Annotated in this window: 4 protein-coding genes; 3 read left to right on the top strand and 1 reads right to left on the bottom strand. The window is 50.0% G+C overall.

Annotated elements, in window-relative coordinates; genetic code table 11:
* The first annotated feature begins 16 nt into the window (after positions 1–16).
* The 3 genes from AB1757_24310 to AB1757_24300 all read left to right on the top strand — a co-directional run bounded on the left by AB1757_24310 (position 17) and on the right by AB1757_24300 (position 14,126).
* Entirely contained in the window at positions 17–12,400 is a 12,384-nt protein-coding gene (locus AB1757_24310; GenBank protein MEW6130182.1) for a LysM peptidoglycan-binding domain-containing protein, read from the top strand.
* A 407-nt stretch (positions 12,401–12,807) separates the two neighbouring features.
* On the top strand, positions 12,808–13,296 hold the full coding sequence (locus AB1757_24305; protein ID MEW6130181.1) for a hypothetical protein: 489 nt from the start codon (positions 12,808–12,810) through the stop codon (positions 13,294–13,296).
* Between the two features lie 353 nt (positions 13,297–13,649).
* Positions 13,650–14,126, top strand: a complete 477-nt coding sequence (locus AB1757_24300) for a response regulator (protein MEW6130180.1) — start codon at positions 13,650–13,652, stop codon at positions 14,124–14,126.
* Positions 14,127–14,320: 194 nt separating this feature from the next.
* On the opposite strand, the gene AB1757_24295 is transcribed toward AB1757_24300, so the two are convergent.
* The gene (locus tag AB1757_24295; GenBank protein MEW6130179.1) at positions 14,321–17,626 is read right to left on the bottom strand and encodes a TonB-dependent receptor; all 3,306 of its coding nucleotides are present in this window, start codon (positions 17,624–17,626) and stop codon (positions 14,321–14,323) included.
* Between the last annotated feature and the right edge of the window lie 386 nt (positions 17,627–18,012).

Raw genomic sequence — 18,012 nt, 5'->3', positions numbered from 1 at the left:
GTAGTCGAGAGGAACTATGAACCTGACAACCCTCAAAAATAATCTCAGCGCCTATATTTCACCAAACACCAATCAATTGAGTTTACCGGCGGTTAATACGCTGAACTCAACCGACATCACCAATCTGATTGAGAACGCCATTCCCGGTAATACCGCTTCGCCGCCCGATAAAATGAGTTTAGTCATTGATGATTTTCAATTGACTTCGCAAACCGATAAAACGCTGGTTTATCAGGGAACTTTCAACCTGAATCAACAGACGCTGCGTGCCGTCGCAACGTTTTATCTGGTGAATTCGGCTACGGATGGCACGCCCGAATTGACGCTGGCAATTTTTCAAAACGCCAGCCAATGGAATTTCTCGCAAGCCTTTCCGAAACTCGCCGGAGAGTTAATCGATGCCCTGTTTTTTGATAACGCGGTATTCGTTATCGAATCCTATACCAGTGACGGTTCCAATCAATATCCCAATGTCGTTCAAGGGTTCAATTTCATCGGCACTCTGCGCAATGATTCCGCGCCGATTGCGCCGATTGATTGGCTCATCAGCGCCTCATCTGCGCCTGTTTTGAATGGCACGTTCACGAATGTTGCAGACCTCACGCAAGCGCCCGATATGAATCTGCAAACTGCCGCGTTGCCTTCGACGATCTCGCTTGGCGCGGTAAATGTTTCGGTAGTTATTTCAGTGACCGCGACCACCACGACCACCGACGGCACCTCTACTCTGGAAACCGCCGCGGCGCTCATCACGACGATTCAATTGGGAAGCGCCATCGCCATTCCCATCATCATGCAACTATGGGAATCGCCGCCCGCCATCATCACTTTCGATTTAGACCTTGAGCATCTCGACCCAACGAAATTGCTCTTAACCGGTTTGTCCGATTTATCCTCGTTGGTTTCCGGCGGCGATTTGAATAGTTTGATTCCGTCCGAATATCCGCTTGGCAATCATTTTAAAATTACCAATTTTTCCATCGCCATCTCTCCTGAGAGCAAAGAGATTGTCAGTCTGTACATCGGGGTGGCGCTGGCAGATTTATCCTGGGCGATTATTCCTCCGAATATCATCGTCCTTGATGACATCAGCGTCAGTTTTCTTATCCCTGACCCATTGCAACCCTCGCTATCGAATATCGCAGCGAAGTTTGCGGCAACGTTTACCATCGTCGGCGATTTCGATATCGTCATGATGATTTCGCTGCCCAATTTGACGATTCAAGGATTTCTGCCGCCGGGTAATACCATTCCGGTCATTCAGGTCATTAAACATTTCGTCGGTGATCTGCCGCTTCCCAATGATGCATTGACAATTACCGAACTCAACATGCTGGCGCAACCGACAAGCAAGTCCTACGCATTCTCGGCAACCATTGATACGGTTTCGGACGAATATCCCAAAGGCTGGACGATACCGCTCGGAGTAACGGAACTGTCCTTAGAGCAGGTGTCACTAAATATTGTTTACGACCAGACGGCGCTATCGGGTGAATTCGATGCCTTAATCAATTTTCTCGATACCGACTTTATTCTCACAGCGCAAAAGCCGGATGGTGGCGGCGGATGGATTTTTTCCGGGGCGATGGCTCCCGGCGAAAAACTGCCGCTCGTCAATATAGTGAAAATGTTTCTGCCATCGAGTTGGAACCTGACTATTCCTTCGGAATTGCAGAATCTCGACATCACGGAACTCGCGGCTTCTTTCAACACTCAGGACAATACCTATTCATTCAGCGCCGCTATTCAATGGCAACTCAACTTAATTGAAAATCACCCATTTGAAATTGATGCATCATTCAGCCTGCAATCGGCGCGCGCCAACCCGCAGGCAACACCCACTTATTCCGGTTATGTACAGGGTGAATTCAAAGTCAATGACCTCGATGTCAAAGTCAGTTATCAATTTCAATCCAACAACACCACCTTGAGTTTTTCGATAAATTTTCGCGGCACAACCTTGAGCTGTACGCTGACCAGCAAAACCGTTGATCAAACGACGCAGAAAATTCTCACGGTCAGCATCGGTAATTTAAATGTCGGCGAAATGATTGAATATCTGGTTGGTCTGGTTGAACACAAATCCGATTTTAAACTGAGCGCCCCCTGGGATGTCTTGAATGACATTGCGCTTAAAAACCTCTCGCTGGAAATCAACCTCACCACCAAAGATGTCAGCATCGCATATACGCCGAGCAGCCCGATTGATTTGCTTATTATTAAATTATCGTTTATCAAGTTGACCTATTCCAAAAAACTCGGTCAAGGAACGGTTGACATCGAACTCGGCGGCGATTTCCTCGGCACCACTTATGACCAGAACAATCCTTTGAAATGGGATTTACTCAACGACCAGCCACCGGCAACACCCGGCGCGGGCGCGGCGCTGCTTGATATGGAATACCTCGGCATCGGGCAACATATCGCCATCGATACCACCGGGCTTGATAATGTCACCGCTGTCATCAACGCCCTTGAACAGATGTTGCAACCCGTCGATGACGCCTCGAAAAATCCACTCGCGCAACTCAAAGGATTATCGTTCAGCCAGAACAGCAATTGGTTAATCGGCACGAAATTCACGGTGATGGGAACCGTGACGCTGGCAGTGGTTTTCAATGACCCGCAGGTCTATGGCTTGCTCATTGCGCTGGGCGGCGCAAAGGCGGGCAGTTTCGGCGGATTGCAATTTGAAATCCTTTATAAAAAAGTTACCGATACCATCGGGGTTTATCACATCGAACTCAAATTGCCGGATGCCATGCGCCATCTCGAATTTGGTGAAGTCTCGGTAACGCTTCCCATCATCGTCATCGATATTTATACCAATGGCAATTTCCGCATTGATTTCGGCTTCCCGTGGAATAACGACTTTTCGCGCTCCTTCAGCGTGCAGGTGTTTCCGTTTGTCGGTTACGGCGGATTTTATTTCGCCTTACTCAATGGCGATACCTCGACGCGGGTGCCGAAAATCACCAATGGCAATTTCAATCCGGTTATCGAATTCGGCATCGGGCTATCGCTTGGCGTCGGCAAAACCATTGATGAAGGCGTCTTGTCAGCGGGCGCGTCGCTTACCGTGCAAGGCATTCTGCAAGGCGTCATTGGCTGGTTCAATCCGAATGACAAGGCAGTGCCAAGCGACCGCTATTACTGGATTCAAGGGACGATTTCCATCGTCGGAAAAGTTTACGGCACGGTTAATTTTGTCATTATTCAAGTGAGCATCAGCATTGTGGCTTACGCAAGCGCGACGCTAACCATCGAATCTTATAAGCCAATTCTCATCAGTTTGTCGGCAGGCGTTTCGGTCGAAGCCAGCGTGAAAATTCTATTCATTCGCATTCATTTCAAATTCAGCATGACCTTGAACCTGTCGTTTACCATCGGGCACACACAACCGACGCCTTGGGCTATCGCCGGCTCGGATGGCAACCAACAGGCATTGCAACCGCAGATGCTTGCGCGCGCCGTCATGCGCAAAGGGCTTGCCGCGCAAATTGCCACAACGCCAGTGACCTTGAACTGGCAGCCGGTGAATGTCTTTGGTAATCAGACCTTCAATCTGGCGATGGCTTTGGTTCCGGCGTTCACCGTCGCCATTCCCGAATGTTCATCATCAACCAATACGACGCCACAGGTTCAAGCCGTCATGCTGCCGTTTGTCGAGAACAGCTTGCCCCTGAATCTCACCTCATCAAAAGACACCAGAAAAGTTTTGCGCGACGACGCATCGGAACTGCCATTCAATCGTTTGGTTCACGGCGTGCTCGCCTGGACGATCAATGCGCTTACACAAAATTTGAACACGACGATTGCCGCAACGGATTTGCAAAATATTTACAATGCGCTCACTGCGCCCGATGCCGAGCAAACCGTGTTTGCGCAACCGGGGGTGACGATTTATCAAAACCTCTCGGCGTTTATCGGCAAAAATTTCACTTTTCAAGTGACCGGTTCCGCCGATAGTTCGCAAGCCGAAATCAGCGCCACCATCTTTCCGATGATTCCAGACCTGTCGATGATTGCGGGAACTAACGCGACGGTGAATTTCAATTCGCAGACCATGGTTGATGAGCAGTATCAAACAAATCTCAGTAATTATTTTCAGGAACGACTCGCCAACGCCGAATCGAATGTCGCCCAAGACCCGTTTCAAAATAACGGTGGACAGCAAACCGCTGAACAACCAACCGGCAGCGCGCCGCAATCACTCGCGACAGTAATTTTCCGGGATTACTTTTTTATGATTGCCAAATCGGCGGTGCAGGCGGCAATCGATGCGCTCAATGCCTATCAATATCAGGTTCAACCGGGTGATTCTTTAGACGGGATGGTGAAAAATCTGTCGTATGCGACCACGGCTACGAGTATCGCTTTCGCCAATCAAGACGTCGCGCTCAATACCAAAACCACGCTGACCAATTTAGGTATTCAATACACCGACGGTGGGCAACGCATCGTCAAATATCAAATCAAGAGTGGTGATACGCTCGCGAAAATTGCCGCGAATTTTAACGGCAACACCGGCATCGTCGCGCAAAACGGAGCAAACGATTCCATCTTTCAGTTGAACGCCATTGTCAATTACCCGGCGACGACCTACACCACGCAAACCGGCGACACGCTTGATTTCATTGCGGCATATTATTTAGTTCGCAATCTCGAAAGCCCTGACGCGAGAGACCTGCGATGGTTCACCCAACTCATCATTGATTCCAACAACACGATTGATTTCCGCAATCCGCTGACCGCTGGCGCGCAACTACAGATTCCGCAACTGACCATCAACGCGCAAGGCATCGTGGTTGTCGGAAACAACACCGCCTACACCGTACAAAGCGGCGATACGCTCGCAAACATTGCCGCGACCCATTTCGCGATTCCGGTTGCCAATCAAATCGACCCGTTATTTGGCTGGCTGCGTCAGGTCATTCTTGAACTCAGTCAAAGTAGTAATCCCAACGTCGATTTCACTCAACCGTTGCCGGTGGGTACAGTGCTGACGATTCCGACGGTTGTGCTTACCGATGAAGGCGTGGTGCAACAACCGGCTTCGCAGAACTTCACTTATACTTCAAGAGCCGGTGATACGCTTGATTTAGTGGCAGGATATTTCCTCTTAACCGAACTCGAACCATCACAACTCACAGCGATTGAAAATAATATTAAAGCCGCGAATTCAACCCTGAGTCCGTTGCCCGCGACCATCAACATTCCGCAATTGCAACATCAGATTGCGCCGAGCGATTCATTCAATATTCTTGGGAATTTGTTTGGCGCAGCGGTTGACGTAGCGACCGCAAATAATCAATCCACGAGCTTGCTTGCGCCGCTTGCGATTCTCGATATTGCCAACGTCTCGCATCCGATTGCCGAAGGCGAAACCTTTGCCAAAATTGCCGCGCTTTATAATTTCAACCTCGAAGAACTCGCAGAGATGGTCGAAACCACGCCTGATGTTTTTGTGCCGACCACGACAACCTTAACGATTGCCGGATTGCAAGCCATCGATATTCAAACGCTGCTTTCGTATCTCATCGCGAATGGCGATTTCAATAATATGGCGGCGATGGTGTCGCGCTTTATGCTTCACGGCATGCGCATTCCAAACCCGCAAACCGCAAATGATTTCAAACTGACCATTCAACATTTCAAAGACCAGATTGCCGAATCGACCAGTCTCTGCCCGCTTTATCAAATGACCGGTCAACAATTCGCCGTGCCGTCTACAATCACTAACGAATTCGATATTACTTTCCAGAATACAGGGCAAGCCGAATGGGTCGAATTCATGCCGACCGGCACCTACACTTTGGCAAATCAGATGACGCTTGCCGAGATTGCCGCAGCCGTCGGCGTTCCCGCGCCGCAAATTGTCGCCTTAAATCCCAACGTCAATTTTGCAAACCCCGTGGCGCAAGGAACGACGCTCACGGTTCCGGCAAATGAAATCGTCATCAAACTCACCAGCGCAACGACCGGCGATTATCCGAGCACGACGTTTTCGCCGGATATCAGCACGGGTCCCGAACGCATGCCGCTTTTACAGGATGTTCCTGTGCGTTACACGCTAGACAAAAATTTCATCTGGCAGGTTTCTGAAACTTCGCTCTTCCCGAATCAAAGCGGTAATGCCGGACAACCGACGGTCTGGTTACTGCCGGACACCCTGATTGCCAAAGTCGAAGGCTTAACTAATCCCGCGCCGTTTGATTTAATCAGCGGCAGTTATGTGAACTCGCCGGTGATGCAGACCAACCCGGTGCAGAATTATTACTGGGCGACCGCCATTCAACTCAATGTGTCGCGCATTCAATCGCAAACCACCAACGCCTATTTGCCGAACACCTATCTATGGGTTGGCGCAGACCAGACCGGCAATGATTTGCTAAGAGAGATTTACAATTACCTCACCAATCCTTCAACTAAAGACAGCGCGACGCTCGCCCTGTTGTATCAACCGAACGCTTCAAGCGCCAATAACAACGGCTATGCATCGGATGTGCTTGACCTCACGAATACCTATATTTTGAAAACCAATCTCTCGACTGAAACCCATAGCCCTGTGGGTGAAAGCCTTGAAAATATCGCGATGTTGAAAACCGGCATTCCCGACTCCGGCGATTATTATGCCAACTTCAACGATGCCACTGATGTTTTGAAATTTCTCTGGGAAGGCAGCATCGTTGGCACCGGCGGATTCTATATCAACTATGCCAGCCAAAGCGGCGCGGGACTTCCCGACAGCGTTTTCGCAAACGGCAACACCGCGACTCTTTGGTTGGTGGTGTTACTCGCTTCACAAAGCAATGCCGCGAGTCCGAGTCGCACGCTCTATGCTTTCAATAACTCGGCGGTGATTGGCGATAATATTGATGCATCGAAAGTCAATGTCTTTGCGGAAATCAGCGATGGCAGCGATACTGCGCCTTATACAACCGTTACTGCCGGTAATATCGGTTTCCAACTGACGCGCCCGAACCCCGAACAAAATCCCGAATCCCCTGAGCAACTGACGCAATCGCTTTATAACCTGCTCGGATTTGAAATCGTCGGCGACATCTTGTTTTCAGATAGCGGCGAGATGCCGCCGGTTGGACCCGTGCAACCCGACCCGACGCAAACCGGCGGGCTGCCGCTTCCGGCAAATCAATCGACAGATGATACGGTTTGGGACTTCCAACAGGTGGTGCCGATTTACAAATTCGCGCAACTCAACAATGTTCCGGTTGCCAGCGGATTGCCGGACGCAGCCAGTAATCCTTATGCGGGCATCACCAAAGTGGCAAGCGGCGACGCCAATCAACTCGGCGCGGCGACCTTCAGTTTTGCGTTTCAGGACATCTACGGCAATCGCACGCCGCCCGATAAACCGATAGCGAATCTGCAAATTCCGGTTGGTTATTTCGACACCATCATAGGGCTTTCGCAGTGGGCGGGAATTGCGAGTTCCTATCAGTTCACTTCGCAAAACAACGCGCCGCTGTTGAATGTTGAAATCGGTCTCGACGTTTCAAAATACCTTCCTATCCCCGGCAATCCCTTCGCAACAGCGGTCTATAGCGCCAGCGCCCATCAGGAAAAATACCGCCAGCTCTATTATCAAGTGCAACAAAAACAGGTGGTCGGGCAAACGCAGAACTATGATTTGACGTTTTATCTGAGCACGACGATGAGCCAGACCTCGCCAACGGTTTTGCCAACCCGCTACGCCATTGCCCAAAGAAACGCGCTGACCAACTTTATCAATTCGGCATATCTTTTCCTGTCAACCGCGATGTGGTTGCAGCAGTACAATCATTCGATTGGTGGCAGTGACACGTTTGCTGCGATTGCCGAAATTTATTTTGGCAGCAAAGCGGGCGATGACGCGGCGACGCTTGAAGCCCTTGCTGCCGCCAATCAAAATACCGATGCCAATAGCTTCTTCGCTTCCACTATTCAAATCCCGGTGTTTTACATCGTCAGACAAGGCGACACTTTGACCACCATTCAAACGGCAACCGGCATTCAGGCATTGCCAATGGTGACGCAAAATCAGGGAGCGGTTTTAAATACCGCAACCGTCATCGCGCTGCCGAACCGGACAAGCGCTTTGCAATTTGCCGAAGCCTCGGACAACACCTTCGCAAGCGTTGCAAAAAATAATTTCGCTTCGGTTGCAGGGCTTGCCTGCGCTAATGCCACAGCCACGAATCTGTTGGCGACCAATATCACATATACCTATCAAGGCTTGAGCATTCAGACCGGCGCGACTGACCCCAACACCGGCAAAGTGATTGCCACTTTGCAAGACCTCGCCAATTATTTCAACGCCCAGTTGCAAGGGCAAAACCTTGACGTGGAAGTTGCCGACGTCGCCGTTGCCAACCAGAATTTGCAAGGCGTTTTTGTGGAATCTGCAACTATTAATATCAACGACTATGTGATTCAACAGGGCGACAGCGTGCAAAGCATCCTTGCGGAATTTGCGGCATTCCCACAAATCACCCTGGCGCAGATAGTCAGCTTGAACGCGACGGTCGCGAATTTCTTTACCGCAGGCGATGCGCTTTATGAAAAATCGAATGCCGCGCCGTTAAGCGATGGCGAAACCCTTGCGACGATTGCCAGCGACAACTATATCACCTTGCAACAACTCGCGGTCGCCAATGCGGTGACCGCTTTGAAGACCGGCGCAACCCTAGCGATTCCCAGTCTGGTTACAATCGATTCGGCAAAGGGACCGTTCTATTCATTCTATGAAGCGAGCGGCAACGAAAAACTCTCAGACATTATTGCGCTTTATGATGAATCGGTTGCCGATTTAGCCAATGCCAATCAAAACCTCACGGGGATTTTTGCATCGGGCAAATCAATTACCCTGAGCAACATCACCGTTCCGATTGGCGATTACGATACCTTCAACACTTTGCTTGCGGCGTTTGCGGCAAAAGGTTTGCAGATGTCGCTTGCCGATTTCGCCACGCAAATCGAAAGCCTGCCGGGACTCATTGCCGCCAATGCCTTTTTGGTTTGCAACCTGCCACAAGTGAAAGCTGCGACCACGACAACGCCTGTCGTCACCCAATCGCTTGCCGAAATCATCAGCGCCTATCAATTGACTTCATTGAATGATTTGGGAATGGTCAACAGCACGTTGCAGGGATTTTTGCAGGCAGGCGTCACCGTCTATCCGAATCAAACCGAGTTCACTAAACAGGGCATTCATTTAGTGACCAACGCCAATGATACGTTGGTGTCGCTCATCACGCGCTTTAATCTGGAATCCGGTGTGACGACGACCATTGATGATTTAGTGATTGCCAATCAAACCATCAACACTTTGGTTGCGCCCAATGCGCCGTTTTTATTGCCGCCCAATGCTGCCGTCATCAATCAACCGATTACCGCCGCTTACCCCGACATCATTTTCCCTGTGGATGTGAAACTGGAAATGCAGCGCGACGCCGATTTGATTGACCCGGAATTCAAAACTACGCCGCCAAACGATTATGTCGATGTGACAGGCGTTGCCTTGGATCGTTCGACGATTGCGCCGCGCAGCAGCGCGTCTGACGGACAGGCATTGAATCTCGGTGATTTCGCGCTGGCATTTGAAACCCAAGCCTTTGTCGGGTTGAAGATTGCCACCGGGCAACAAGACGTTGAAGGGCAAAATGCCAACAGCGCGCCGCCATTGTTTGCAGTCAATTTCAGCGCCAATGGCTTCAGTGAGTTCGAGATTCAAAATCAGTCGCCGGGTTTTTATGCTATCAAACCGCTGGCAACCGAACTGATTTCGCGGTCAAACATTCCGATTCAGGATTACAGTCAGGGACAACTGCAACCGGCGACGCCGAAAAATTTTCAGGCTGTCGATTTGGATATTTGGGTGAGCGATTTTCTCGCAGCCGTAGATAATTTCCTCGCGCCGGAATTTGCCGTACCGGCTTATGGACTTGACCCGCAACACGCGGCTTATACGGGAGTGGTTGCGGCGAAAGCCAACCTTGCTGAAGCTCTGCAAAATAGCGTCGATTATATTTTGAATGTGAATGCGCCTGTGCCGAACGACCCGGCGCTCAAAGCCGCTCAAGAAGCCTTGTATCAACAACTGCTCATCAATCTATCGAACGGTTACGCGATTGATTCGATTATTCAATACCCGGTGAGTGTGCAATCGCCGTTTGCCGACCCGGACACCGCGCCGCGTCTTTCCGGTAATCCCAATGTGATGATGTACACCACCGGGGCAAGCGATGTGATTGCCACCATCGCTCAGGCATTCAATGTGAGTGAGCAATATCTCGCGGGTGTGATTGATGATTTAACCCGCATCCTCAACAAAGCGGCGACCGTGAGTTTGAACGGACAGAGCGCGACCATTCAACAGATTGCCGATGCCATGCAAACACCAATTGATTTAGTCACTTTGCAAACCATCGCTGCCTATTACAAAACCGATGTTGAGAATTTAGCGGCGAATTTACAGGTGACTGCCGGTGGCGGATTATTTGCGCCAGGCATCGTCATCAATATCGCGCAAATCAGTAAAGCGATTGCCGCAAGCGATACCTTTGATTCGCTTGCGGAATATTTCAATGCCAGTGTGAAAGAGGTTGCCCTTGCCAACGAAAACCTGCCGGATATTTTTTCGGTAAGCAGCATCAGCGTGAATAACCAGACGGTTCCGGTGGTTGCAGGCGATACGCTTTATAAAGTCGGGCAAAAATTCAATCCGCCGATGGATGCCGAGACCCTGGCATCCGACCTTGCAACACAAAGCGGATTGCTCAATACCCACACAACCGTTTATGCGGTTCAAGTGATTCCCGATTTCACGCTTTCAACCTCGAAAGCGCCGCTATCGAACAGCGGTTCGTTGTTGAATTTTATGTTCAACAGCAAATCCATCGCGCAATACAAAAAGCTGTTTCTGGATTTGAACTATGTGATGAATGAAATGGAATACGACATTCAAAGCGGCGCTGCAAACATTGGCGACTATCAGGCATCGTCCTGGCTTTCGTTCATCATTCCGATTGATTCGACGGTGAGCGAATTAAAGAACATCAATTCCTACATCGGGCAGGTTGAAGTTCCGTTGCCGTTGCGTTCCTATCCGACGCCGCCTTCATTGATTTCGCAAACCGGCGAGAGCGAGTATCCGCAAGCCCAAAGCGTTGATGAAGCGAAGATGTGGAACTATGCGATGACCTATGTGCGACAGGACGCCGCGCAGGATACGGATTATCTGAGTGTCACGTTCAACAGCGCGCCGCAGTCGGCAATGGCAAGAGGCGTTTTGTTGACCGATGTGAATGATGCCGCGCAATGCTTTGAAACGTTATTTAATGCGCTGGCTCAGTTCAGCAGCGTCTACCCGGTGTTGAAAACCGATCTGGCGCAACTCGCCGGTTGGAAACCGGGAACCCAGAACGGGACGGCGCTGGCGGCGATGAATATCTTCAATCAACTGATTACTGCGGTTGCCAATGCCTGGCTGGCTTACACCAATGCTTCGCAATCGGGTGGGCTGCTTGATGCGGCACAAGGACTGACGCAACAAACCTATAATTTCAGTTTGGAATCGCTTCTCGCATCGGATGGTTCAGGGTATCTCGCGTCACTGGTGGTGACGCCATTCGCAAATCAACCGGCAATGTTCCCGTCGAAAATTTTTGTCTATACCACCGATAAAGTGACCGGCAATGTGGTCATCTATCAATTGCCGGATGATGGCGGCACAACCGTTCGGGTTTATTCATACCCTGACGGCGAAAGTTCTGTGAATCAGGTGGCGGCTTTCGGACAGGTGAAACAGGTGGTTGAATTTGACGGACTCGATATTGTGATGACCGAAAATGCCTGGGGCGGGGTTTACGTTTCGCGCAATCAGAATCTGGTGAGTTTTGCGGCGACCAATCCGGCGTTTATTTATCAAACGCCGTTGGTGCGTTTTTCAAATATGATGACCCCGCTCATTCGCAACACCAGTTGTATTTTAATTAACCAGGGCGATGATTTGGCTGCCAGTTTGAATCAGGTATTTAAAGACCTGTTCAGCGCCGACACCAGCGGCAACTCTCACAATATCAAACTCACCTGTCAGTATGGCTATCAACTGGTTGCTTCAACAACGAGCAGCAATCCTTGTGATAATTCGGGAGCCGGATTGACGAGTTTAATCAGCAAACTGCCTGTGCTGTTTGTGCCGCTGTATGCGTACAACTTGAATGATCCCGATTTTGTGGCGACACTTGTCACAACGATTACCGCGTTAACCTCCGGCGCATCCTCAACCGGCGGTTTGTTGATTTTTGAGATAGGACTTTTCTCTTCACTCGATGCGGCGCTTACGCAACCTTTGCTGGATATGCTCAATCTGGTCTTTCAGGTGAACGCAAACCGTTGAAGGCAAAATGATGATTGATTGAAATTTTGCCAATCTGAAGCAAAGTGATTTTAAAGTGCATGCGGGCTGGCTGAATTTGAATGCCAGGCAATGGCTAACCATAAACCGACGATGGGTTCAGGGTTCAAGCTATAAGCTTCTACGTTCAAACCCGCTACTTTCAATTTTAGATATTGATTCGGTACATCGGGATACTGCTCTTTGCATCAAAAAAAGACGCAGGCTCAATTGCCGCTGATGCATGGCGTTTTTGAGGGGGCAGTTGAGATGAAGAAAGTTGAATCCTTTCAACGCGCTAGCAAGACTCGCCGCAATATTACTCAGAATAAATAAAACCTGAAAATTATTGGCACTCTCGTTGCTCTATGAACCTCTGCAAATGACAACTTAATCGTGGAGGAATATTTATGGCTACTCTGGTTACTGGATTGTTCAAATCCCGCGCAGATGCGGAGCGTGCCGTTGAAGACCTGATTCATTATGGTTGGTCACGTGACGACATCAGTATATTGATGAGCGATGCAACGCGCGGTCGGGAATTTGGTTTATCGATGGCGACCAAAGCTCCTGAAGGCGCGGCTACCGGTGCAACGATAGGCGGGGTTTTAGGTGCGGTTGCCGCGGGACTCGTCGCTCTTGGTATTGTGGCGATTCCGGGGATAGGTTTGGTTGCCGCGGGACCAATCGTCGCAACGCTTGCAGGACTCGGAGCCGGAGCCGCCGCCGGAGGATTGACCGGCGCTTTGATTGGGCTTGGCATGCCTGAGCACGAAGCCAAATTTTACAATGAAGAGATACAGCAAGGCGGCATTCTGGTTGGGGTTTATACACACCGTGACCGCGCCGGTCAGGCGCGCAAAGCGTTGGACGCGGCAGGCGCGGTGAAGGTGAAATAAACCGTCATCAGGTAACGCGAGTTCGACAGAAGTTGAGGTGTGCTTGAAGAGTCTACAAAACCTATCGAGCCGGTGCTAAATGTTGGGTGAACGGTTCAAACAGGTTTTATATCTGAAATCAATCTTTGTCTCGAATTTTGCCAACGCTCTCACCGATGCGGGCAATCCGGGTAAGGGCACTCCGGTTGCCCCGCATGAATTCGTCAACCATTACTCCCCACGGTTTTGTATAACCGCTTTACACAGCGTCCTGCATCAATGCTAAAATAATTTTGCCCTAATCCTCATCACCAACATTCGATATACACTCACCGAATCTCTTTTCCCCAAATATAAAAAGCGGGGGTGTGCAATTGAACCGAGCAAATAAACGCATTCTTTGCATTGATGACCATTATGATTCGTGCGAACTGCTCAGCTATGTGCTTGAAACTTCGGGCTACGAGTTTGATTATGCGCAAACCATAGCAGCCGGATTGAGTAAAATGAGCGCCACGAGATTTGACCTCTACATCTTTGATACGCTGTTGCCGGATGGTTGCGGGGTCAATCTGTGTGAGAAAGTTCGCGAGCAAAATCCCCAAACGCCGATTATTTTTTGTTCGGCTCAAGCCTATTCAAAAACGATTGATGAAGCTTATGCGGCGGGAGCCGATGCTTATCTGGTCAAACCCGTTGATGCAGATGAACTGATTAAGGTTATCTCTCGTCTGTTGCGCGGGACGGATGAGCGAATGGCAATCATGCGGAAGCCTGAAGGGATGGCTTCTCTGCTGCAAGAAAATTATTACGACGCGCTTTTGGGAGATAAGAGCTTAACCAAAGGATGAAGACCTATTGGAGATTCTGCGCATGCGGATTTAGCGCAGATTGTCAAACCGCGATTAAGCGGCAGTCGAAGACCGCGACTTTTAAAATTTAGCGCGATTAGCAATTGAATGTAGGGGCAGACACCAGGGCTGCCCCTACATTGTTCCTGACGTTCATTCGCTCAGCGAAATCAATTGCAAACTGCTTTAAGCGGTTAGAAAGCCAGTTTTAAAGCAAATTGAATCTGCCGCGCCGGGAAGGTTGAGCGAATCGTGCCAAACGCTGAACTGCTGCGATCAGGGTTAGCCGCGCCGAAATTGGTTTTGTTCAAAAGATTGAAGGTTTCCATGCGAAATTCCAGCCGCGAAACTTCAGAAATCGGCAGACGGAAATTCTTCTGCAAGCCGAAATCGAACTGGAAAAATGCCTGGCTGCGAACAATGTTCCGCCCCGCCGTTCCAAAAGGCTGGTCAACGGTTGGCAGGGTGATGTTCGCTTTGTTGAAATAATTATCAATAGTGCGCTGTCCGCTTGGCGCTAACACTTCGCCGCTCACGTTCGGGCGCAAAGCGATGCCGCCAAGAAATGACGGCAGGTTCGCCGTAACCGGTGAAGGCTGATAACGCAGATTGATGGTTTGACCGCTCAACATCGTGTTGATGCCGGTAACTGCCCAGCCGCCAATCACTCCATCAAGCCACGGCGACAGTTCGCGACCGAAAGCCCGCCCTTTGCCGAAAGGCAATTCCCAGACAAAGCTGGTGGTGTTGTTAAACGGCTGGTCGTATGCCGACAGTCCGCGGTCGGCTGCCAGATTGTACAAATTTTGCGGACGTCCATCGTTGCCGTTGGGTTCTTCCAACACCTGGCTGACGTTGTCTATGGCTTTTGACCAGGTGAAGGAATTCAGCAGATAAAGCCCTTGCGAAAATCGGCGTTCAAATTTGATTTGTAATGCCTGGTAATTTGAAAATGCCGCCGGCAAGACTGCTGATATGGAACGGAAGCCTTGAATCGGTCGGCGCTGATCTAAAGTTGGTCGTTGCGCCGCAGGCAACGCCAGTTCTGCTGTGGTCAAGGGACGCGCCTGATTTAAATCCGCAAGCAACACCTGTTTGATCGCGTGATTGCCTACGTAGGCAATATCAATCAGCATATTTTTTGTGAGTTCGCGTTGAAGAGAAAGCTGCCAGTTCTGAATATAAGGCGTGGCTTTGTCGCGAGGAATAAAGAGCGTCACATTGTTCGGTAGACCCGTTGGGTAGCCTGCCTGCGTGGTGCGAAAACAACCGCTGAAATTATTTCCGGTGCAGAGTCCACCGGCAACATTGCGTCCATCCTGGGTGATATTAGCGCGGGTGATTTGCGGAAAATTGGTTGCCAGAAGGTCGGCGCTTCCCAAACGGTTAAAGAAGACAAAGCCGACACCATAACCGCCTCTCAGCACCGTTTTATCGAACAGATTATAGGCAAAGCCCAGACGTGGCCCGAAATTATTGTAATCCGGTTTGACCAGTCCACGGTCGGCAAGCGAACCGTCTTTTGCCTGCACGATGGCATTGCCGGTCGGGTCATAGTTGGACTGGCGGTTTTCGGCTTCATAAATCGGCGTTGAAAATTCATACCGCAAACCGATATTGAGCGTCAGTTTCGGATTGACTTTAAAATCATCCTGTAGATAAGCGTAATGCAATCGCTGGCGCAAATTCACCACCAATAAATCTGCCAGTTCATATTGCGACCGTGCGCCAAACATAAAATCGGCGAGATTATAAAGGTTATTCGCTAAAGCTCCGCTTGGACGGCTGAACTGTCCACTGTAGGTATCAAGTCCCATGAGCGGATTGGTGTCTTGCACATCGGTGTTGACGCGCAGATATTCATAACCGGTTTTTAAACTGTGACGCCCCCAAGTCCACGAGTAATTCAGGCGCGGATTGACATGCGAGGGGTTCTGAAATTGCGGATTGGTAGACTGGCGACCGAGCTGGGAAAATCCTGTAATCGTTTGAGTCGTTAGTCCGCCGGTGATGGTCGGGTCATCGGGCAACCCGGTGATGCCGTAGAGTTGCAGCATACTGGGTCCGCCCGTAAGCGGCGGCTTTTTACCGGCTTCGGTACGCATAATTCCCAGTCGTATATCGAGCACCGACGCATTGGCAAGGATGTAGGTCGCGCCTGCCGCGAGTTGTTGATTGAGCACGCCAACCAATCCATTTTGATTGCTGCCCGATGGTCCGGGAATGTTTGGTCCCTCAAAGTTATTGACTTTGCGGTGACTGATGCGGATGAAGGCATTCAGGTGCTGACTGAAGGTGTGGTCTAACCGGATATTGAATTTGTCGTTGTATGCCCGATTGGGAACCAGATTTTGAAAGTTCGGCGTCCCTGCAACGTTTGGCGCAGGCAGTTCACTGAGAACTTTACGGGCGAAAGCGGTCATGGGAATCGCATTGCCCGCTTGATGGATGGTGCCGGTAAATGGATTGCGCACATCGACCGATAAAATCCCATTGCGTTGCGCAAGCGAGGGAAGCGTCGAAAACACCAGGTTTTTGGAAATCTGCCGAAAGCCTTCATAGTCCAGGAAAAAGAATGTCCGGTCTTTTAAAATCGGCCCTCCTAAGGTGAATCCGAATTGATTACGAATAAGCGGCGGTTTGTTGCCGCCAGCGGGTTTGAAAAACCCTACGGCATTCAACGCCGTGTTGCGGTGATATTCCCAGACATTGCCATGAAATTGATTGGTGCCGCTGCGATACGAAGCATTGATTACCGCGCCCCCGCTACGACCAAACTCGGCGCTATAGGTATTGGTCTGCACCTTGAATTCCTGCACGGCATCGGGCGATACCTGTACGACCTGTGCCGAAAATCCCTGATTACTGGTGCCGTAGGCGTTGTTGTCGACGCCATCAAGTAGAAAGTTATTGACCGTATTGCGAAGCCCGTTGACATTGAATGCGGCTTCGCGTCCGGCAGTGGTGATACCGTTTTGCGAAGACTCGCGCACCCCCGGCGTTAGCAGCGCGAGATTCGCATAGGAACGACCGTTGAGCGGCAGGTTGACAATCTGTTCACGCTGCACCACCTGACCGCGCACACTGGAATCGGTTTCCAACAGGGCAACCCCGGCAGTGACAATCACGCTTTCCGATAAGGTGCCCGGTTGCATTGCGAGGTCAACGCGCTGGCGGGCATTTACGGTCACATTGACGCGCTCGGCAACGGCGGTTGAAAAACCCTCCTTTTCAGCGGTCACCCGATAATTGCCAATCCTCACATTGGTAAATTGAAAATCGCCGTTTTCATCGGTCTGTGCGGTGGTGATAATGCCGGTATCGAGATTTTTTAATGAAACGGTCACCGCCGGGATAACCGCGCCGCTTGAATCTTTTACGGTGCCAAGCACGGTGGCGCTGTCAAATTGCGCGTGAGCAGGAATCAGCATGGCGAATACCAAACTGATTGCCATTAGGCTTCGCGCCAAAATAAATAGAACATGAGTTTTATGATTCACGACTTCTCCTCCAAGAAATTTTGTGCGTATTCAATCTTGCGATGGACAGAGATTGAATTGACGAGTTGAACAAAAAAATTGACTGCACCGGCAGTATAGAGAGGGCATATTAAATGCGGCTGAATTTCGTGTAAGAAGTTGATTAAATCTGGTGTGAGAAATGGTCAGGTAAAACCCTACAAAACAGCGGAGGACTGATGACCGATAAAGCAGTGTTGAATGCAGGTTTAATTTAAAGATTGGTTAGCTCAGCCCACAATATCTTCGCAATAAAACCGAAGAAGTATCGGTTTACCTTGATTTCAGAGTTTGCTCACGTTAAATTCAACCCCGATTTGGTAAACTGACGCCTTGCTTTCAGTGAGGCAAAACTCATTACAGGAGAA

The sequence above is a fragment of the Acidobacteriota bacterium genome, assembly GCA_040754075.1.
In the GTDB taxonomy this organism is placed as follows: domain Bacteria; phylum Acidobacteriota; class Blastocatellia; order UBA7656; family UBA7656; genus JBFMDH01.
This window is presented reverse-complemented; position numbering and strand designations above follow the sequence as displayed.